This window comes from Rhizobium sp. 2MFCol3.1 (assembly GCF_000377565.1).
Classification (GTDB): Bacteria; Pseudomonadota; Alphaproteobacteria; order Rhizobiales; family Rhizobiaceae; genus Rhizobium.
In genome coordinates this window covers 531644-552042 of the sequence record NZ_KB898354.1, presented here as the reverse complement: position 1 = coordinate 552042, position 20399 = coordinate 531644, and the positions used below count along the sequence as shown (strand labels likewise).

Genomic DNA, 20399 nt, shown 5'->3' with positions numbered 1-20399 from the left:
TCCTGAAATTATGGGCTGAATGACTACGCCGCCCGATCAAAGCCGTCAACCGCACAACACGGTTGAATCGGCCTGTTGAATTGCCTGTCAAACGAAAGCAAAGCTGAGCCCGTACTCGCGGCTTTCGCCGGGCTTGAGCATGTTGAATTCACCGGCTTCCTGAAGCTCCGCGCGCTGCACCCAGCGATGCGAGACCGGCTCGATGCCGAGCACATCGGCCGGCGCCGTCTGGTTGCGCCAGACCTGCAGATGCGGCAGCGTATCGGCCTTCACCCGCACCCGCAGCGTCTTGCCTGATATTGCAGCCATCGGCCCGAGACGCACTTCCGCCAGGCCATCGCGCGTCGCCGGCGCTTCCACGCAGAAGATATCGCCGCCATCCTTGCCGAAACGCCAGGGGAAGCCGCCATTCTCAAGCATCGCGCCTTCGAGCCGCGTGCGCTCGTCGAACCATTTGCCGCCGATGTTCATATGATACATCAGAAACGTCGGCACGGTCTGGTCGCTGGTGTTGATCACCTTGTCATTCAGATGCGCCTCGCCGGTCTTGCCGTCGATAAACCAGTGGCGCTCGATCCGGGCAGGCAACCCCTCGACGGTGACGATATCGATATCGGCGCGGCATTCCGCATTGCCGTTTTCGAACTTTGTCCAGAGCACCTTGGCGGCATGACCGGCGGCCGAGCCGTGCAGCGGAAAGACCTTGTTGTCGGAGCGGCCGGGGATCGGTTCGCGATGGCGGATGTGGTCGGGCCCGCAGGTAAACAGGAAACCCTGAACCGAATGCGATATGCGCGCATCGCCGTCATCGGGAACGGCCTCCTTCGGCGCGATATCGATGCCCTCGACCATGCAGCCGCCAATATCCATCAGCGACGTCTCGTCGAGCATCAGCTTCGGCCCCGTCGCGGCTGCGAATTCCATCATGATCTCGTCTCCCCCTCAAAATGAACTTCCGTAGGGTTAGGCGGCACCCGCTGTTTCGTCAATCCAAGGTGCCGCCACCGCCAACGAGATTTTGATTGGAACCAGCTGGCCCTCTCAAATGTTTATGAGTAAAGGGAAATTTATTGGTTTTTTCATTTTTTGTTCAGCACGATTTCATAAATTCCACACTAGCGTCAAAATTCGCGGGTGTGTGTCGCCAAGTCACTGAAGGATACGAAGACGTGAATCGCTTTCTGAAATCGGCATTATCTGGGACCGTTATCGTGCTGGCCTTGTCGGCAGCGGTTCAAGACGCGTCGGCGCAACAATATCGCCGCCAGGGCAGCGTCGTCTTCGTCACGCCGAACGGCGAGATCCTCGATTACATGCCGGAAGGCAGCGGCTACACGCGCGATCGCAGCGGCAACCGTGTGCTGGTCGATGGCTACGGCAACATCATCGCCACCGAAGCGCGTTCGCGCGGCTACTATCCGCCGCCACCATCGCGCCGGGTCTACGGCCGAGAGGTCTACAACAACGATCCTTACTACAGCGAAGACCAGTACGGCGACACGCGCTATTCCGAGCGCGGCGCGGTTACCGGCGCCATCCCGCGCGATGCGTCAATCGATCGCCAGCAGCTGGATCAGCCCTATCCGCAAAATCCGCAGAACGATGGCGACTACGCATCGATCGATCCAGACCAGCAGCAGCCGCAGGTCACCCAGCCGACCCGTCCGGCCGATCCCGTCATCACGCTGAAGAACAAGTCGAAATCCGAGATCGTCGCCCTGCAGGTCTTCCTCGACCGCGCTGGCGTTTCGCCTGGCGCCATCGATGGCCACATGGGCGCCAACGTCACCAAGGCGGTCTATGCCTACGAGCAGATGACCGGTGAGACGCTCGATCCGAACAACACGGATGCGATCCTCGAGCAGCTGCGCATGTCCGGCGGCCTGCCTGTCGTCAGCTACACCATCACGCCCGCGGACGCGGCCGGCCCTTATGTCGCCGAGATCCCCGAGGACTACGCCCACAAGTCGCAGATGACCTCGCTTGCCTTCACCTCGGTAACCGAGGCTTTGGCTGAACGTTTCCACATGGACGAAGGCTTCCTGAAGGAACTGAACGCCGGCGCCGACTTCACCGTCCCCGGCACCATCATCAAGGTCGTCAACCCCGGCGAAGTGAAGACCGGCAGCGTCGCGCGCATCATTGCCGACAAGGGCAAGAAGCAGGTCTTCGCCTATGACGCCTCCGGCAACCTGATCTCCGCCTACCCGGCCTCGATCGGCTCCACCGACACCCCCTCGCCTTCGGGCACGGTGACGGTCGAGCGCGTCGCCTTCAATCCCGGCTATACCTACAATCCGAAGATCAACTTCCAGCAAGGCGCCAACGACAAGATCCTCAACATCCCGCCGGGCCCGAATGGCCCTGTCGGCACCGTGTGGATGGCGCTGTCTAAGCCGACCTATGGCATTCACGGCACGCCGGAGCCCTCGAAGATCGGCCGCACCCAGAGCCACGGCTGTATCCGCCTGACCAACTGGGACGCCACCGAACTCGCCAAGATGGTCAAGCCCGGCGTCACCGTCGAGTTCGTCGACTGATTGATGGCTAGTTGTTGCGGCGCGCCTGCTCGCTGAAATAGACGAGCCGCAACAATTCAGACTGCGAATTGACCCCTGTCTTCGCAAACACCGACTTCAGCTGACTGCGGATCGTCTCGCGCGACCGATTGCTCTCGATGGCGATATCGGTGATCGAGGATCCGTGCAGCAGCCCCTGCATGATCTTGATCTCCGCCCTGGTCAGACCGAACTTGCCTCCAAGCCCCGGCACATCCATCGCTACGGGCTTGGCTGATGGCTCGATGATGATCGCGATGCTCGGCGCATCGAAGAACTGGATGCGCGCACTCTTCTGCAGACGGACGAGGGTAAGCTTGACGCCGTTCACATCAAGCACCTGCTGCCGCTCGCCGTCACGCCATTGCGACAGCAATCGGCCGAGGCACGCATTGGCGTCGGCATCGGCAAGCCAGACCTTTCCCTGCAGGTCCAGCCGAACGGACCGCCCCTCGGTCAGTGCCTGCTCACCGACCGTGCTGGCCGACAGCAGCTTGCCGCCGTCCCCAACCAATAGAACGCCGACGCCGATCGCGTCGAACAGTCGGCCACCGAGCTCATCGGCGCTCTTCTCGCCCTTTCCAGCCTCGAAATAGCGCACCGCCCGGTGCAGATGCGGCGCAAGCCGGGTGAACGTATCGGCGTAAACCCTGTTGTCCTCAGGCCCGCCGTTTGCGATCGAACTGGAGATGTTGAACATCCGGCCGTCTCGCTTCACCAGCGCCATGCCGATGGCGGTCTCGCCGCATTGTTTCCAGAAGTCGTTGTAGAACTCCGTCTTCACGAACGCTTCGCGCGGCAGCAACTCTTCGGACAGGAAGCCGCGCCACATCGGCATCACGCTCATGGCCGGCGCCCAGGGATTTATGCTCGCGAAATGATCGGAATAACTTTCGACCCATTCGTCGCTGAAACCCTTGTCGATATGAGACGCGCCCTCCGCCCGCATCGGGTCGTGGTAGAACAACGTTGTCTTGCCGCCGGGAACGATCTCGTTCCATCGGCCAAGAAACATGTCCCAGGTGGCGTCGCCGAAAATTACACCGTAGATGGTGTCGACCAGACTGTCATAGGTATCTTCAGCGACGATCATTGTTCCCCCGGCAAGCGCCCGCATCGCAGGCGAGGATACCAGTGTAAAGCTTCTGGAAACAACGAAAATTACCCTTTTCGGGTGATACCCACCCGAGGGAAAAGCAGGCAGTGATGCAGAGATACATGGTCGCGTCGAAACGAGGAGACCGACCTTGCATCAATGAAAATGCGCCCCAGCGGACCGGGGCGCATTTTCAATCACAGAATGAATGATCAGGCAGCCGAACGGATCAGCGGGCCGGTCATGCGCGCCGCGGCCGGCAGTCTCACCGGCAGCTTGCGCATGATCTCCTCGGCAAAACAGAGCGCGTTTTCGCGCGCCTTGTCGAGGTTGCTGGCCCGGGCCGGATCGAGCGTATGCAGCGTGCCGCCGCAATCGAAGATATCGCGGAAGGCCGAACGCTCGATGATCGCGGTATCGAGCACCGGCACTTGCCGCTGGTTGAGCAGCGTCTTCACGATGGCGAGCGCCCGTGTCGTCACCATCGAGTTGACGCGCGTCAGCACCACGGAGTGACCGATGCGGATACCCGCCTTCTCGTCGAGATACTGCAGTAGTTCCAGAACCTGAGCTCCGCCGCGCGCATCCATGGCGCAGCCCTGGATCGGGATCAGCACGTGGTCGGAGAGACCGATCGCCGTGGCCAGCATCGGATTGCGGGCGCCCGGCAGGTCGATGATGAAGTAATCGGTATTGTGCTTGTTTTCGGAGATATGCTGCGGCAGCGACGCCGAGGTCACGAAATCGATCACGGAGACGTTCGGCACGTGGCCGGAGATTTCATGCCAGCGGGAAATCCAGTGCTGCGGATCGGCATCAAGGATGGTGACCCGGTAGCCCTTGCGGGCAAGCTCGGTGGCCAGCAACAGAACAGCGGTGGTCTTCCCGGCGCCGCCCTTGGTGTTTGCAAATGTGATGACTGCCATGTTCGTTCCTCGGGGGAAATGTCGCGAGCCGGGATCGCTCTGTTGCGCACATCGGGATGCATCGTGCGGTTACTGCATCCTTTCCAAACATGGTTAACAATATCTAAACAAGGCATCCGAAATCGCGGCCTGCATTTCTTGCGGCAGCTTTCTCCAGTTCGCCTGAACGCCCTGCGCCACAACGAAAAAGACCCGGAAAGTGCAGTGCTTTCCGGGCCAAATCTCAGGTCCGCATTTTGTATCAGAAGCAGTCCTTGAACAGCGCCTTGGTGTTCTCGAGCGTCATCGCGACAGGGTTTCCGCCCGCGCTCGGATCCTCGATCGCCATCGCCGAGAGTTCATCGATTCGATCCGGCTTGATTCCCATCGCCGAAAGGCTCTCGGGAACGCCGAGTTCGGAGCGCAGCTTCAGCACGTAATCGTAGAACCCATCGAAGCCGCCGGAGATGCCGAGATAGGCGGCAGCGCGTGCGATCTTGTCTTCGATGACGGCGCGGTTGAAGCGCAGCACGGCCGGCATCACGACCGCATTGGTCATGCCGTGGTGCGTGTTGTAAACGGCGCCGATCGGATGCGACAGCGCATGGATGGCGCCGAGCCCCTTTTGGAACGCAACCGCGCCCATGGCGGCGGCCGACATCATGTTGGCGCGGGCTTCGAGATCCGTGCCTTCCTTATAGGCGCGCGGCAGGAACTCCTTGACCAGCCGCATTCCCTCAAGCGCGATGCCGGCGGACATCGGGTGGTAGAAGGGCGAGGAATAGGCTTCCAGGCAGTGCGCGAAGGCATCCATGCCGGTGCCGGCGGTGATGATCTTCGGCATACCAACAGTCAATTCCGGATCGGCGATGACGACGCCGGGCAGGAACTTCGGATGGAAGATGATCTTCTTCACATGCGTTTCGGAATTGGTGATGACGCTGGCGCGGCCAACCTCCGAGCCGGTGCCGGCGGTGGTTGGCACCGCCACGATCGGCGCAATGCCTTCGACCGAAGCGCGCGTCCACCAGTCGCCGATATCCTCGAAATCCCACACGGGGCGCGTCTGGCCGGCCATGAAGGCCACGCACTTGCCGAGATCGAGGCCCGATCCGCCGCCGAAGGCGATGACGCCGTCATGGCCGCCATCCTTGAACGCCTTGACGCCGGCCGCAAGGTTCTTCTCGTTCGGGTTCGGATCGACATCGGCGAAGATCGCCCGGCCAAGCCCGGCTGCTTCGAGAATGTCGAGCGCATTCGTTGTGATCGCCATCGACGCCAGGCCGCGATCGGTGATCAGCAACGGCTTCTTCATGCCGAGGCTCTTGGCGGCGTCTGCCAGTTCCTTGATCCGGCCGCGGCCGAGCTTGAATGACGTCGGGTAGCTCCAGTTGGCTGTGATATGCGCGCTCATGCTGTCACTTTCTTCAGATGGTAGGATTTCGGACGCGTCAGGTTCTGGAAGCCGATGATCGACAGCGACCCGCCGCGACCGGTTTCCTTGACGCCGGTCCAGCACAATGCCGGATCGAGATAGTCGGCGCGGTTCATGAACACGGTGCCGGTTTCGATCTCGCGGCCAAGCCGCCCTGCCCGCTCGGCATCCTTGGTCCAGAGCGAGGCCGTCAGGCCGTACTGGCTATCGTTCATCAACGCCAGCGCCTCGTCGTCGCTCTTCACCTTCATGATGCCGACGGCGGGACCGAAGGTCTCCTCGCGCATGAAGGCCATGGAGTGATCGACATTGACGAGAATCTGCGGCGCGAGATAGGCGCCGCCATCATCGGCTGGGAACAGCTTGGGATCGACCAGAGCCTTGGCGCCCTTCCCGACCGCATCGGCGATCTGCTCGCGCACGACCTTGGCGAAACGCTTGTTCGCCATCGGACCGAGCGACGTCTCGGGATCAAGGGGATTGCCGAGCTTGTAGTTCGACACCCATGCGACCGACTTCTCGACGAAGCTGTCATAGAGCGATTCATGCACATAGATGCGCTCGATCCCGCAGCAGCACTGCCCGGAATTATAGGTCGCGCCATCCATCAGCGTATCGACGGCCGCATCGAGATCGGCGTCTTCCATGACGTAACCCGGATCCTTGCCGCCGAGCTCAAGGCCAAGCCCGGTGAAGGTGCCTGCCGCCGCCCGCTCCATCGAGCGTCCGCCTTCGACCGAACCGGTGAAGTTCACGAAATTGAAGCTTCCGGCGGCAATCAGCGCCGAAGTCGTCTCATGGTCGAGAACGATATTCTGGAACACATCCTCTGGAACGCCGGCTTCGACAAAGGCCTGCACCAGCCGCTCGCCGACGAGAAGCGTCTGCGACGCGTGTTTCAAGACAACCGTATTGCCCGCCATCAGCGCCGGCGCGATCGTATTGATCGCCGTCATGTAGGGATAATTCCACGGCGCCACGACGAAGACGACGCCATGCGCCTCGCGCTCGATGCGGCGCTCGAACTTGTCGCTTTCTTCCACGACCAGCGGCGCCAGCGCATCGGCCGCGATCGAGGCGACGTAGTTGGAGCGCTCGTTGAAGCCCTTGTACTCGCCGCCATAGCGGATCGGCCGGCCCATCTGCCAGGCGAGCTCGGGAACGACGACGTCGGACATCTCGTTCAGCCGCGCAGCACCTTTCAGCACCAGCTGGACACGATCTTCCAGCGGCCGCCGCGCCCAGGCCTTCTGCGCCTTGCGCGCCCGCGCCACGACCTCCTTGGCCGCCTCAAGCGGCAGCGCCGGACGCTCGGCGTAAACCGATCCATCGATCGGCGATATGCATTGAATTACAGTCATTTCCAAACTCCAGTCATTAACAGGCCAGCGTGCGGACATGCCCCGCGACGCCATAGGAAAGGATCGCGCGGTCGCGCGTGATGATGGTCAGGTCTTTCTCCCGCGCCGTGGCGATGAGGATGCGGTCGATAGGGTCTTTGTGAGCGAGTTGCGGCAAGGAACAGGACGCCATGAAGATATTCGCGGTCACCGGTTGTTCGTCAACATCAGCTTCGAGCCTGAAGTCGTGATACCACCTCTGCGCGGTCTTCGTTTCGCTAATGCGCCCTCGTGCCAAAAGCATCGCCATCTCCCAAGCCGTCACAGCCGAAACGAAAACCGGTCTCCCGGCAGCCTTTGCACCCGCGAGCGCGGTCAGCGCTCCTTCCGCCAGGGGCTCTCTCTTCGCCATCCAGATCGCGGCGCAGGTATCGAGCAGAAAAGCGCTATTCATTGTAAAGCTTCTCGCCCCACTCCTCGTCCCAATCCATCGGCGCGGTCAGATCGACCCCCGGCATGATGGTCAGCGTTCCCTTCATGCATCCCCAAGCCGGGTGCACTTCGATCAGCGTCCCATCCTCCAGCTCCATCCAGCGCTTGCCATCCTTGTAGATGACGTCGTCCTCCGTAAACATCTTGACGGGCGGCTCGTCGGGCAAAACCGGTGCGGTGCCGCCGCCCTCATAGCCCGCCTGCTTCTTCTCGGCGAAACCGGCGGCATCGCCACGGCGATGCGCTGCCACCTCCTCCAGCGGCACGGCCAGATAGTCCGCGATCTGGTCCTGCTCGTCGGCGCTCATCTTCCGCTCGCCGCTCAGCATGCGCGACACCGCACTCGGATCAAGCCCCATGAACCGGGCCATGTCTCGAAGCGAAGCATCGCGCTGTGAGAGCTTTTCGTAGAACCATGCGCTGTCGATCACACCCATGTCGATCTCCTCTGGAAACGCCGGAGCACATTAGCACAATGCGACCAACGCAACAATCAGAGCGAGTGTTGCGATTATCTCATGCTCGCTCGAAACCGCGCGCCACCTCCCAGTCCGTGATCCTGCGATCATACTCCTCCTGCTCCCACTCCGCCGCGCGCGTGTAGTGATCGATGACATCGTCGCCGAAAGCATTGCGCAGCATCTTGGACTTTGTCATGGCCGTGGTTGCGGCCCGGAGCGTACGTGGGATCTCGCGCACCTTTCGCGCACCATAGGCGTCGCCGACGAAGGGCGCTTCCAGCTCCATCTTGTTCTCGATCCCGTCGATCCCCGCGGCCAGCAGTGCGGCGAAAGCGAGATAGGGGTTGAGGTCGGAGCCGCCGACGCGGCATTCGATGCGGATCGCCTTGGTGCCGTCACCGCACAGGCGATAGCCGGCCGTGCGGTTGTCCTTGCTCCAGATCGCCTTGGTCGGCGCGAATGTGCCGGCCATGAAGCGCTTGTAGGAGTTGATGTAGGGCGCCAGGAAATAGGTGATCTCGCTGGCATGCGCGAGTAGGCCGGCAATGTAGTTTTCCATCAGCGGCGACATCCCGTACTTGCCCTTGTCGTCGGCAAACAGCGGCGTCTTGCCATCAGCACTCCACAGCGACTGGTGGATATGCGAGGAGCTGCCGGCGGCGTTGTAGTGCCACTTGGCGAGGAAGGTGATCGCCTTGCCCTTGGCCCAGGCGATTTCCTTGCAGCCGTTCTTGATGATCGAGTGACGATCGGCCATGGCGAGCGCATCGGCGTAGCGCACATTGATCTCCTCCTGGCCGGCCGAAGCCTCGCCCTTGGAGTTCTCGACGGGAATGCCGGCGCCCTGCAGCCCGGTGCGGATCGCCCGCATCACCTCTTCCTCCTTGGTGGTCTGGAAGATGTGGTAGTCCTCGTTATAGGCGCTGGCGAGCTTGAGATTGCGATAGCCGGATGCCTGCGCGGATTCGTAGGTCTGGTCGAACAGGAAGAACTCGAGCTCCGAGGCCATGAAGGCCTTCATGCCCATGTCTTCCAGCCGCTTGACCTGCTTCTTCAGGATCGCGCGCGGCGAATGCGGCACTTCCTCATGGGTGTGGTGATCGAGCAGGTCGCAGAGCACAAGTGCTGTCCCCTCGAGCCAGGGAATGCGCCGGAGCGTCGAGAGATCCGGCTTCATCGTGTAGTCGCCGTAGCCCTTTTCCCAGCTGGTCGCCTTGTAGCCGGAGACCGTCTCCATCTCCATGTCGGTGGCAACGAGATAGTTGCAGCTATGTGTTTCCTTCCAGGCGCTTTCGACGAAGTATTCGGCCTGGAAACGCTTGCCCATAAGCCGCCCCTGCATGTCGACCTGGCATGCCAGCACGGTATCGATGCGTCCGTCGGCAACGTCCTGCTTCAGATCGTCGAGAGTATAGATGCTCATATGGACCTCCCCATAAATTTAAACTGAAATCGGGCCAACGAAACGGCATGCTCCGTGCGGCGATGCCGCGCCGGACTGCGCAGTCTAATGTCGGTCAACCGCAATGCAGGGCCGCCGGACGCGGCCCCGCTGTCTTGGAAGAATATGTCAGCCTTCGCCGACAGCCTTTTCGGCAGCCGCGATCTCGGCCTGGCGGCGCGCGACCTCCTCGCCGATCGGCGGGCCCTTGAAGCGGCGGCTCTCGAAGCCGAACCACACGATTGCGGTCAGCACCAGGAAGCCGACAGTCACATAGAGCGCCGGGCCGTTCGGCGGCTGCACGCCGAGAACGAAGATCAGGATCATCGCCAGGATCGTCAGCACCGAGAACAGCTTGTACATGCCCTCGCCGATGTTCCACGGACCCATCTTGTCCCACTTCGAAGTCCCCCAGGCGAAGAGGCCGAGCGTGATCGGGATCGCGAAGGAGAAGAACAGGAAGATGACCGTGCACGAGACGACGATCGTGTAAACCGGCGTGTCACCGATCGAAACGAGCGACGAGCCCCAGACGAAGAGAACCGAGAGGATCGATCCGGTCCAGATGGCCGAGACCGGCGTGCGGTACTTCGGGCTGACCTTGGCGAGCGCCTTGGAGGCCGGCAGGCCACCGTCGCGCGAGAAGGCGAAGATCATGCGCGAGACGGAGGTGACGGTCGCAAGGCCGCACAGCCACTGGCACACGAGGATCGCGAAGTAGAGGATATCCTTGACGGTCGAATTGACCTGCGTGTCCATCGCCCAGAAGAACACGTTCCAGCCCTGCTTGGCGGCGTCATCCATGTTCGGCAGCATCAGCACGAAGGAGCAAAGCATGATGTAGCCGAACAGCGCCGACCAGAGCACGGAGGAGACCATACCGCGCGGAACGGAATGGGCGGCCTTGACCGTTTCTTCCGAAGTATGCGCCGAGGCGTCATAGCCGGTGATCGTGTAGATCGGTAGCAGCAGGCCGAGCAGGAAGACCCAGGTGCCCGACGTTGCCGGCCAGACATTGCCGCCCGCTTCGCCGGAGTAGTTGGCGAAGGTGAACAGGCGGCCGATCTCGTAGGACGGCGCGAAGTACAGGCACACGGCCGACAGCGCGATCGCCGATGCGAAGATCAGGTAGCCCGAGAAGTCGGTGAGCTTGGCGGTCAGGCCGATACCCATGTGGTTCACGAGCGCCTGCGCGCCGGTGATGATCACGAGGAACAGGATGCGCACCGTGGTCGTATCGGTTAGGCCGAAATAGGTCGTGCCGAACGAGCCCATGAAGAAGTAATAGGTGCCGACGTTGATGGCGCCGAGAACCGTGACGAGGCCGAGCAGGTTGAACCATGCCGTCAGCCAGCCGGTGAAGCGGTTGCCGAGGATCGAACCCCAGTGATAGAGGCCGCCGGCCGTCGGATAGGCCGAGCTGATCTGCGCCATGGCGACGGCGAACACCAGCGAAACGAAGCAACCGATCGGCCAGCCGATGCCGATCGCGGCACCGCCCGCGCCGGCCGTTGCCTGCGCCAGCGAATTGATACCACCGGAAAGAATGCAAATAATCGAGAATGAAACGGCAAAATTCGAAAACGAGCTCATGCGCCGTTCGAGTTCCTGGGCATAGCCCATGGAATGCAGGATGTGCACATCCTGCTTCTTGTCGAGTTCCGAATAATCGGACATGACGTCCCCCTGTTTAGCCATCAACCGCGGAATTGCGGCTGATTATCCAGTGCCAAAGTGCCCGCGACGTGTTCGCCTGCGGGCGGATCGCAGTTAGACTGCTCCCTGGGGTCTTATCTTTCGTCGTCAGGCGTCCAGACTCTGCTGGAGCAGCCTTGTCAGATAGCTGGCCATGACCCCTTGGCCAGCCGGGTCTGCGATGAGGTCGTTGCGGACCTCGATCATTACATTGCGCAATCCGTTCGACAGCCCGTGCAGGATCAGCGTATGCGTCACGCCGTCCGAGGGGCCATAAGGCTCGTTGCGCTCAACTCTATAGTGCGTCGTCTCACCCGCAGCGGCAAGCATCGCATCCGCCAGCCGGCTGTCCTCGTCGTGCAGCACGCCCACCTCGACCGCGCGCGTCTTTCCGTGAAAGACAGGCGTAAAGCTGTGGACGGTGACGATAACGGTCTCATGCCCCCGCGCCTTGCGTTCACGAATGAGTGCGCGAATGGCGTCATGAAACGGGATGTACAGGGCCTCGGTGCGCGCAATCTTTTCTTCCGCGCTCAGGCCTGCATTTCCCGGGATGTCATAGACCTCGCTTTTCTCAGGCATGGCGCCGGCCGATTCCGGCGGCCTGTTGCAGTCGTAAATCAGGCGTGAAAAACGCTGGTGAACCAACGTGGCATCGAGCGCCTCGGACATGCCCCTGGCGACCGCAAGAGCGCCGGGATCCCAGGCAATGTGACTGTTGAGCGCCTCCTCGGAAAGGCCAAGCGTTCCGAAGCTGGCAGGTAGAACCCGCGATGCATGTTCGCAGACGATAAGCACCGGGCTGGTGCCGTCTGGCCTTTCGACCGCGACGCACTCCCCTTCCCCTTTGCCGAGCACTTCCAACCGAGCAAGCACCACAGTCGCTCCACCACAACTGTTAATAAAATACTTATAAGAAAAGAATTCTTCAGCTTTCCACAAGTGTCAAGCGCACACTGAAAAAATCTTTTCATGACAGTGGTTGACATGGATTGTGACAGCGTTGTTAACTTTGAGTGGGAAAGTGGCACAAGACCAATCCCGGGGAGCAAGATCGCGTGACCGTTGCGTCGAAGACAGTTTCAGACGTAATCCACTCGCATTTTGGCGTGCTCACGCGCGCCGAAAAGCAGCTGGCTGAAAGTCTGTTGGACAACTACCCGGTCTCAGGACTGGGGAGCATCACGACGATTGCCGAAAACGCCGGCGTATCGACCCCGACTGTTGTCCGCATGGTCCAGAAGCTCGGCTACAAGGGCTATCCCGACTTCCAGGCGCATCTGCATCAGGAGGTCGAGGCGACGATCTCCAATCCGATCGCCAAGCATGACCGCTGGGCGTCCAACGCGCCGGGAACCCATATTCTCAACCGCTTCGCCGATGCCATCATCGACAATCTGCGCCAGACGCTGACCGGTCTCGATACCGCGACCTTCGACAGCGTCGCGACCCTTTTGTCGGACCGCAAGCGCAACCTCTATTTCGTCGGCGGCCGCATCACCGGCGCTCTGGCCGAATATTTCTTCACGCATATGCAGGTCATTCGCCCCAATACGGCGCTTCTCTCGGCCAATTCGAGCAGCTGGCCGCAATATGTCCTGAACATGAACCCCGGCGACCTGCTGATCATCTTCGACATCAGGCGCTACGAGCAGGAGCTCGTCAGCCTCGCCACTGCCGCCAAGAACAGCGGCGCCGAGATCATCATCTTCACCGACCAATGGGCCTCCCCCGCGACCAAGCTGGCACGCCATACGTTTCGCGTGCAGATCGAGGCGCCGTCGGCATGGGACAGTTCCGTCGTCACCCTTTTCATCGTCGAGGCGCTTATAGAGGCGGTTCAGAACTCGACATGGGACGAGACGAAGGAGCGCATGAAAACGCTGGAAGGCCTTTTCGAACAGACGCGGCTCTTCCGCAAACTTGGTTAGGAGGGACAATTACGACAGCGAAGATGTAACGGGCAGAAAACAAGGACGTGTCGCAATCGAAACATCCTCGCCAAACGCCCGCGATACAAAGAAAAAATAGCGTCATCCAACTGTCACACAAGCTTCACGTAACGTCAGTAACAGCATCGTCGGACACTGAAACCCGAAGGAGAACAACAGTGATCTCTAATCTTTCTCGACTGCTCTCGCTCTCTACAGCAATTGTTGTGGCTTCAACCGCAATTGCTGCCGCAGAGCCAAGCGCTGAACTCATCGCCGCCGCCAAGAAGGAAGGCACGCTGACCACGATCGCTCTCCCGCACGACTGGTGCGGCTATGGCGACGTCATTGCCGGCTTCAAGGCGAAGTATGGTCTGGAAGTGAACGAACTGAACCCGGACGCTGGTTCGGGCGACGAAATCGAAGCCATCAAGGCCAACAAGGGCAACACCGGCCCGCAGGCTCCTGACGTCATCGACGTCGGCCTCTCCTTCGGCCCGACTGCAAAGGCTGACGGCCTGATCCAGGCTTACAAGGTTTCGACCTGGGATTCGATCCCTGATAGCGCCAAGGATGCTGACGGCTTCTGGTACGGCGATTACTACGGCGTTCTCTCCTTCGTCGTGAACACCGACATCGTCAAGAACGTCCCGAAGGACTGGGCCGACCTGAAGAAGTCGGACTACGCCAACAGCGTTGCTCTCGCCGGTGACCCGCGCGCTTCCAACCAGGCTGTCCAGGCTGTTTACGCTGCCGGCATCGCTGCTGGTGAAAAGGACGCGACCAAGGCTGGTGAAGCCGGTCTCGCCTTCTTCGGCGAACTCAACAAGGCAGGCAACCTCGTTCCGGTCATCGGCAAGTCCGCTTCGCTGGCACAGGGCTCGACCCCGATCGTCATCGCATGGGACTACAACGGCCTGTCCTGGCGCGATACGCTCAAGGGCAACCCGCCGGTTGAAGTCGTCGTTCCGGCATCGGGCGTCAACGCCGGCGTTTACGTCCAGGCGATCTCCGCTTTTGCTCCGCACCCGAACGCTGCCAAGCTCTGGATGGAATACCTCTATTCGGACGAAGGTCAGCTCGGCTGGCTGAAGGGCTATTGCCACCCGATCCGCTTCAACGATCTGGCCAAGAACAAGAAGATCCCGCAGGAACTTCTCGACAAGCTGCCGCCGGCAGCGGCCTATGAAAAGGCTGTCTTCCCGACGCTCGACGAGCAGGCTGCTGGCAAGACCGCCATCACCGGCAAGTGGGACAGCGTCGTCGGCGCCAACGTCCAGTAATATTGCATGAAACCGGCCTCCCCGCCTTATCGCGGGGAGGCTTTTGCCCCTCCGACGCCGCAAGAAGAGCTTTTTCAATGAGCACTGTTTCGACGACGCCCGTGGTGAGCACGGCCCCGCTGATCACCAAGGACCGCGTGATCGACTGGCTGGGCATTACTCCCTTCATTATTTTCGCCCTGCTTTTTCTCATTATTCCCACGCTCTACCTTGTGGTCGGTGCCTTTTTGACGCCCGAAGGTAATTTCACGCTGAAGAACATCGGTGATCTCTTCACCCCGTCGATCCTCAGCGCCTACTGGATCAGTATCCGCGTCTCGGTCGCCTCGGCACTCGGTGGCGCGCTGATCGGCTTCTTCCTCGCCTGGGCTGTCGTGCTCGGCGGCCTGCCCACCTCGGTGCGCTCGACGCTGTTGACCTTCTCCGGCGTCGCTTCCAATTTCGCGGGCATCCCGCTCGCCTTCTCGTTCCTGGCAACCCTTGGCCGCACCGGCCTCGTGACGGTTTTCCTGAGGGACTGGTTCGGCTTCAACCTCTACGGCACCGGCTTCAACCTGCTCTCTTTCTTCGGCCTCACGATCACTTACATGTACTTCCAGATCCCGCTGATGGTGCTGATCCTGACGCCGGCGCTCGACGGCATGAAGAAGGAATGGCGCGAAGCAGCAGAAATCCTCGGCGCCAGCAATGTCCAGTATTGGACCAAGGTCGCCCTGCCGATCCTCTGGCCGAGCCTTCTCGGCACCACGCTGCTGCTCTTCGCAAACGCCTTCGGCGCGATCGCGACGGCCTATGCGCTGACCGGTTCCTCGCTCAACATCGTCCCGATCCTGCTCTATGCGCAGATCCGCGGCGACGTCCTTCACAATGCGAACCTCGGCTATGCGATCGCGCTCGGCATGATCGTCATCACCGGCGTGTCCAACATCCTCTATCTCATGCTGCGCATGCGCGCTGAACGGTGGCAGAAATGAAGGCTCAAAAACTCGGCGCCTGGATCGCCATCGCCATCGGCGCGACCTATTTCATCGTGCCTCTGCTCGGAACCATCGAGTTCTCGCTGCGCATGCGCCGCGATGCCTATAGTTTCGATGCCTACCTCTCGGTCTTCTCCGATGAGCGCTTCCGCGCGACCTTCGGCTATTCGATGATGATGGCGCTTCTGACCATCGTCTTCGGCATGCTCTTGATCGTGCCGACCGCCTATTGGGTACGCCTGCGCATGCCGCAGATGCGCCAGGTGGTCGAGTTCATCACCCTGCTGCCGCTGGTCATCCCGGCCATCGTCATCGTCTTCGGTTATTTGAGGATGTACAACTCCTCCTCCTACCTGCCGATGACCGGCTCGACGACCGGCACCAACATCCTGCTCGTCTTCTCCTACATCACGCTGTCGCTGCCCTACATGTACCGCTCCGTCGATACCGCCATGCGCGCCATCGACGTCAGAACGCTGACCGAAGCCGCCCAGAGCCTCGGCGCCAGCTGGTGGACGATCATGTTCAAGTGCATCTTCCCGAACGTGATGAGCGGCATCCTCTCCGGCGCCTTCATCACACTGGCAATCGTCATGGGCGAGTTCACCTTCGCGGCACTGCTGAGCCGCCCGGCCTTCGGCCCCTACCTGCAGCTGGTCGGCGCCAACAGGGCCTACGAGCCCTCGGCGCTCGCCGTGATCGCATTCTCCATCACCTGGCTCAGCATGGGCCTGCTCAATCTCGTCTCGCGCATCGGCAGATCCCGTCCGGCCAAGGCTTAAGGTATTTCGACATGTCATTTCTCTCGCTGACCAACATTCAGAAATCCTTCGGCCAGGTTCAGGTCGTGAAGAACTTCAACATGAACATCGAGAAGGGAGAATTCGTCTCCTTCCTCGGCCCGTCGGGCTGCGGCAAGACCACGGTCCTGCGCATGATCGCCGGCTTCGAGAACCCCACCGGCGGCAATCTCAGCATCGCCGGCAAGGACATCGCGCCGCTGAAGCCCAACCAGCGCAACATCGGCATGGTGTTCCAGGCCTACGCGCTCTTCCCGAACATGACGGTGCATGACAACGTCGCCTTCGGCCTGAAGATCGCCGGCAAGCCGAAGGCCGAGATCGACGCCCGCGTCAAGGAGATGCTGGCGCTGATCCACCTCGGCCACCTCGCCGACCGCTACCCCTACCAGATGTCGGGCGGCCAGCAGCAGCGCGTCGCGCTCGCCCGCGCCCTTGCCGCCAAGCCACAGGTGCTGCTGCTCGACGAGCCGCTGTCGGCCCTCGACGCCAAGATCCGCGTCTCGCTGCGCGAGGAAATCCGCCAGATCCAGCAGTCGCTGGGCATCACCACCATCTTCGTCACCCACGACCAGGAAGAGGCGCTGTCGATCTCCGACCGCATCGTCGTCATGAACGGCGGCCGCGCCGACCAGATCGGCACCCCCTTCGAGATCTACAACACGCCGGCCACGCGCTTCGTCGCATCCTTCGTCGGCACGTTGAACATCATCGAGGCCAAGGTCGTCGACCCCTCGGTCAACCGCATCCAGATCGGCGACCAGGGCGTGACGCTCCGCGAAAACATCTCCACCTACAAGGCCGGCGACACCGTCTCGCTGGCACTGCGCCCGGAAGCCGGATCGCTCGCCGAAAGCACACCGAGCGACACCAAGCTCACCGGCGAAGTCGTCTCCGCCCACTTCCTCGGCTCCGTCATCCGCACCCGCATGAACGTCGGCGGCAACGTCATCTCCTTCGACATGTTCAACAGCCCCGGCGTCAAGCCGCCGGCCACCGGCGAAACGGTGACCCTGCGCTTCATGGCGGCGGATCTGCTGGTTATCCGGGATTGATCACCGGACTTTCCAATCTCGAAGGCGTCGCCAATGGCGGCGCCTTTTCCATTTGCGGCTTTGCCACAGCGGGCGCGCCGACGCCGCAACATGACGCGAAAACACCAGAAAACGCTTGAAATCCCCATCCCATTGCGCGACGACGGCACAACCGAAGTCATACCGCAAGAAGCCCGCATCATGTCCCCCACCACGACGCCCGCAGCCGCCCCTCGCCGCCTCACCGCCCAGGATTTCAAGACGCTCGGCCTCTCCGCCCTCGGCGGCGCGCTGGAGTTCTATGATTTCATCATCTTCGTCTTCTTCGCTGGTGTGATCGGCCACCTGTTCTTCCCGCCCGACATGCCCGACTGGCTGGTAACCATCCAGACCTTCGGCATCTTCGCCGCCGGCTATCTGGTGCGCCCGATCGGCGGCATCATCCTGGCCCATTTCGGCGACATGTTCGGCCGCAAGCGCGTCTTCGCCTTCTCGATCATGTTGATGGCGCTGTCGACGCTCGGCATGGCCGCGATGCCGACCTATGCCACGATCGGCATCGCGGCACCGATCCTTCTGATCCTGATGCGCGTCCTGCAGGGTGCGGCCATCGGTGGCGAGGTGCCCGGCGCCTGGACCTTTGTCGCCGAACACGTCCCCTTCCGCCGCGTCGGCTTTGCCTGCGGCTTCCTCTGCTCGGGCCTGACGCTCGGCATCCTGCTCGGCTCCTTCATCGCCACCATCATCAACTCCGCCTTCACGCCTGAGGATGTCGCGGCCTACGCCTGGCGCATTCCCTTCTTCCTCGGCGGCATCTTCGGCCTCGTCGCCGTCTATCTTCGCCGCTGGCTGCAGGAAACGCCGATCTTCGCCGAAATGAAACAGAGCCGCTCGCTGATGCGCGAACTGCCGCTAAAGGCCGTGCTGCGCGATTATCCGCGCGGCGTCATCATCTCGATGCTGCTCACCTGGATTCTCTCGGCCGGCATCGTCGTCACCACGCTGATGACCGCGACCTTCCTGCAGAAACTCTACGGCTACAGCGCGCAGCAATCGCTGGCCGCCACCAGCTTCGGCACGCTGTTCCTGATCTTCGGCACGGCGGCCGCGGGTGCGATCGTCGATCGCGTCGGCTCCGGCCGCTTCTTCATCGTCGCCAGCATCTTCTTCGGCGCCGCGACCTTCGCCTTCTACACCTACGCCGCGACATCGCTGACCGTGCTCTTCGTGCTCTATGCGATCATGGGCCTCTCCGTTGGCCTCGTCGGCGCGGTGCCCTACGTGATGGTCCGCGCCTTCCCGGCCCGCGTCCGCTTCACCGGCCTCTCCTTCTCCTACAACGTCTCCTACGCCATCTTCGGCGGCCTGACGCCGCTGGCGGTTGCCTCGCTACTGCCGCTGAACCCGATGGCGCATGCCTATTACCTGCTGTTCATCGCAGCCCTTGCCTTCGCGCTCGGCGTCTACCTGCTCGTCAAGGGCGACACGGTGGAGGCCGATGTCGGCATCGAGGAACTCAACCAGCGGCTTGCCGCCGGCGCCTGAGGACAGCACATTAAGCCAATAGCGGGCCGGCAGGCATTTCAGCCGGCTCGATCAACGAGAGATATTTCAATGATTACCTGCCATCTGCGTTATGTCATCGATCCCTACAAGCTCGCCGAATTCGAGGAATACGCCAGGCTTTGGATCCCCATCGTCAACCGCATGGGCGGCAACCATCACGGCTATTTCCTGCCCTCCGAAGGCGCCAACAACATCGCGGTCGCCTTGTTCTCCTTCCCGAGCCTTGCCGCATACGAAGACTACCGCACGCGCATGGCCGTCGATCCCGAGTGCCAGGCGGCATTCGATCTGGACAAGCGCAACCGCAGCATCATCAGCTATGAGCGCAGCTTCATGCGCCCGGTTCTCGGCTGACCGAGACGTCACCACATCCGCGACGGCCGACCTGCTCGGCCTTCCATTCCAACATGACGAGGAACTGAAGAACGATGCCGGCACCTCAGATCAAGATCCTCGACGCGCTCTCCGTACCGGGAAACCCGGCCAAGCCGAACGACGACCGCTTCGGCTATAACGAGGCCTGCGCCTTCGTGATCGATGGCGCAACCGGCCTTGGCGATCGCCAATACATGGACGCATCAGGCAGCGACGCCGCCTGGGTCGCGGCACGCTTCGCGGATGGTTTCAGGCAGCAGATCACGCGTGAGACGCCGGTCTCGGATGTCGCGCGCGCCGTCTCGCAGGAGGCCAGGGCAACATTCCTTGGCGGCAACCCCGACGCCCCACGCTACGCCTGGCCGCTCTCGGCCTTCTCGATGATCCACGCCACCGACGATCGCCTGACCTTCTATGGCCTCGGCGATTCCTGCGTCTTCCTCTTGCAGGAAGACGGATCGGTAAGCTTTCACATGGCCCTTCCCGACGCCTATGCCAGGGAGCAGGCCCATGCGAAAAGCCATATCGCCCGCACCGGCGGCATCACCAAGGATGGCGGCGCGCTCGGCAATACGGAGACGCTGGCGGCTCTGCGCCGTCACCGTGAAAGCCAGAACACCGCGGGCGGCATCTGGACGCTGGGCCTCGTGCCGGAATCGGCCGATCATCTCGTGTCGGAAGAATTGAAGATCAAGGGCCGCGCCCACGCCATCATCTGCAGCGATGGCTTCGCCGACCTTGTCGTGCTCTACGAAGCCTATGACACCGCAAGCCTGGTGCGCGCGGCACTCGACAAGGGCCTCGCCCCGATGATCGAGGAACTCCGGCGCTTCGAACGCGAGACCGATCCCGAGGGACTGCGCTATCCACGCTTCAAGCAGAGCGACGACACGACCGCGATCCTGGTCGAACTCACCGCCTGACATCGGACCGACGAAACGACAATTTCCGATTCAGGATCAGGCCCTTGGCCGATGATCCTGAATCATTTTCTCCGGCAATTGAATCAG

The 20399-nt window shown here is 61.5% G+C and carries 20 protein-coding genes; 10 read left to right on the top strand and 10 right to left on the bottom strand.

The window, feature by feature from the left end:
• Window positions 1-87 precede the first annotated feature (87 nt).
• On the bottom strand, window positions 88-927 hold the full coding sequence (locus D460_RS0105605; protein WP_018897534.1) for a DUF4432 family protein: 840 nt from the start codon (window positions 925-927) through the stop codon (window positions 88-90).
• 242 nt (window positions 928-1169) lie between these two features.
• Here D460_RS0105605 and D460_RS0105600 point away from each other — a divergent pair, with 242 nt between their 5' ends.
• Complete coding sequence (locus D460_RS0105600) at window positions 1170-2540, top strand: L,D-transpeptidase (protein WP_018897533.1); 1371 nt, start codon at window positions 1170-1172, stop codon at window positions 2538-2540.
• Window positions 2541-2547: 7 nt separating this feature from the next.
• Here the strand turns inward: D460_RS0105600 and D460_RS0105595 are convergent, their stop codons facing one another.
• The 9 genes from D460_RS0105595 to D460_RS0105555 all read right to left on the bottom strand — a co-directional run bounded on the left by D460_RS0105595 (window position 2548) and on the right by D460_RS0105555 (window position 12302).
• Entirely contained in the window at window positions 2548-3651 is a 1104-nt protein-coding gene (locus D460_RS0105595; protein ID WP_018897532.1) for a helix-turn-helix transcriptional regulator, read from the bottom strand.
• A gap of 215 nt (window positions 3652-3866) precedes the next feature.
• Window positions 3867-4580: a ParA family protein gene (locus D460_RS0105590; RefSeq protein WP_018897531.1), complete on the bottom strand. Its 714-nt coding sequence runs from the start codon at window positions 4578-4580 to the stop codon at window positions 3867-3869.
• Between the two features lie 241 nt (window positions 4581-4821).
• Window positions 4822-5973: an iron-containing alcohol dehydrogenase gene (locus D460_RS0105585; RefSeq protein WP_018897530.1), complete on the bottom strand. Its 1152-nt coding sequence runs from the start codon at window positions 5971-5973 to the stop codon at window positions 4822-4824.
• On the bottom strand, window positions 5970-7355 hold the full coding sequence (locus D460_RS0105580) for an aldehyde dehydrogenase family protein (protein ID WP_018897529.1): 1386 nt from the start codon (window positions 7353-7355) through the stop codon (window positions 5970-5972). Before D460_RS0105580 ends, D460_RS0105585 begins: the two co-directional genes overlap by 4 nt.
• 16 nt (window positions 7356-7371) lie before the next feature.
• Window positions 7372-7788: a type II toxin-antitoxin system VapC family toxin gene (locus D460_RS0105575; protein WP_018897528.1), complete on the bottom strand. Its 417-nt coding sequence runs from the start codon at window positions 7786-7788 to the stop codon at window positions 7372-7374.
• Window positions 7781-8263, bottom strand: coding sequence for a helix-turn-helix transcriptional regulator (locus D460_RS0105570; protein WP_018897527.1), 483 nt, complete (start codon window positions 8261-8263; stop codon window positions 7781-7783). Before D460_RS0105570 ends, D460_RS0105575 begins: the two co-directional genes overlap by 8 nt.
• 79 nt (window positions 8264-8342) lie before the next feature.
• A complete protein-coding gene (locus tag D460_RS0105565; RefSeq protein ID WP_018897526.1) occupies window positions 8343-9710 on the bottom strand; it encodes a glutamine synthetase family protein in 1368 nt (455 codons plus the stop codon).
• Between the two features lie 147 nt (window positions 9711-9857).
• Window positions 9858-11405: an amino acid permease gene (locus D460_RS0105560; protein ID WP_018897525.1), complete on the bottom strand. Its 1548-nt coding sequence runs from the start codon at window positions 11403-11405 to the stop codon at window positions 9858-9860.
• A 126-nt stretch (window positions 11406-11531) separates the two neighbouring features.
• Entirely contained in the window at window positions 11532-12302 is a 771-nt protein-coding gene (locus tag D460_RS0105555; RefSeq protein ID WP_026282820.1) for an N-formylglutamate amidohydrolase, read from the bottom strand.
• A gap of 179 nt (window positions 12303-12481) precedes the next feature.
• Here D460_RS0105555 and D460_RS0105550 point away from each other — a divergent pair, with 179 nt between their 5' ends.
• From D460_RS0105550 to D460_RS0105510, 9 genes are all read left to right on the top strand, one after another.
• Window positions 12482-13354 carry a MurR/RpiR family transcriptional regulator gene (locus D460_RS0105550; protein WP_018897523.1) on the top strand — a complete coding sequence of 291 codons (873 nt, stop codon included), beginning with the start codon at window positions 12482-12484 and terminating at the stop codon, window positions 13352-13354.
• Window positions 13355-13533: 179 nt separating this feature from the next.
• Window positions 13534-14637, top strand: a complete 1104-nt coding sequence (locus D460_RS0105545) for an ABC transporter substrate-binding protein (RefSeq protein ID WP_026282819.1) — start codon at window positions 13534-13536, stop codon at window positions 14635-14637.
• Window positions 14638-14714: 77 nt separating this feature from the next.
• Window positions 14715-15611 (top strand): ABC transporter permease subunit, encoded by an 897-nt coding sequence (locus tag D460_RS0105540; protein WP_018897521.1) that lies wholly within the window; start codon window positions 14715-14717, stop codon window positions 15609-15611.
• Window positions 15608-16396: an ABC transporter permease gene (locus D460_RS0105535; RefSeq protein ID WP_018897520.1), complete on the top strand. Its 789-nt coding sequence runs from the start codon at window positions 15608-15610 to the stop codon at window positions 16394-16396. The genes D460_RS0105540 and D460_RS0105535 overlap by 4 nt, the downstream gene beginning before the upstream one ends.
• A gap of 11 nt (window positions 16397-16407) precedes the next feature.
• Complete coding sequence (locus D460_RS0105530; protein WP_018897519.1) at window positions 16408-17469, top strand: ABC transporter ATP-binding protein; 1062 nt, start codon at window positions 16408-16410, stop codon at window positions 17467-17469.
• Window positions 17466-17588 carry a hypothetical protein gene (locus D460_RS37060; RefSeq protein ID WP_280741326.1) on the top strand — a complete coding sequence of 41 codons (123 nt, stop codon included), beginning with the start codon at window positions 17466-17468 and terminating at the stop codon, window positions 17586-17588. Before D460_RS0105530 ends, D460_RS37060 begins: the two co-directional genes overlap by 4 nt.
• Window positions 17589-17649: 61 nt before the next feature.
• Entirely contained in the window at window positions 17650-18993 is a 1344-nt protein-coding gene (locus tag D460_RS0105520) for an MFS transporter (RefSeq protein WP_026282818.1), read from the top strand.
• Between the two features lie 69 nt (window positions 18994-19062).
• Window positions 19063-19368, top strand: coding sequence for an NIPSNAP family protein (locus D460_RS0105515; RefSeq protein WP_018897517.1), 306 nt, complete (start codon window positions 19063-19065; stop codon window positions 19366-19368).
• A 74-nt stretch (window positions 19369-19442) separates the two neighbouring features.
• Window positions 19443-20312, top strand: coding sequence for a hypothetical protein (locus tag D460_RS0105510; RefSeq protein WP_018897516.1), 870 nt, complete (start codon window positions 19443-19445; stop codon window positions 20310-20312).
• The last annotated feature ends 87 nt before the right edge of the window (window positions 20313-20399 follow it).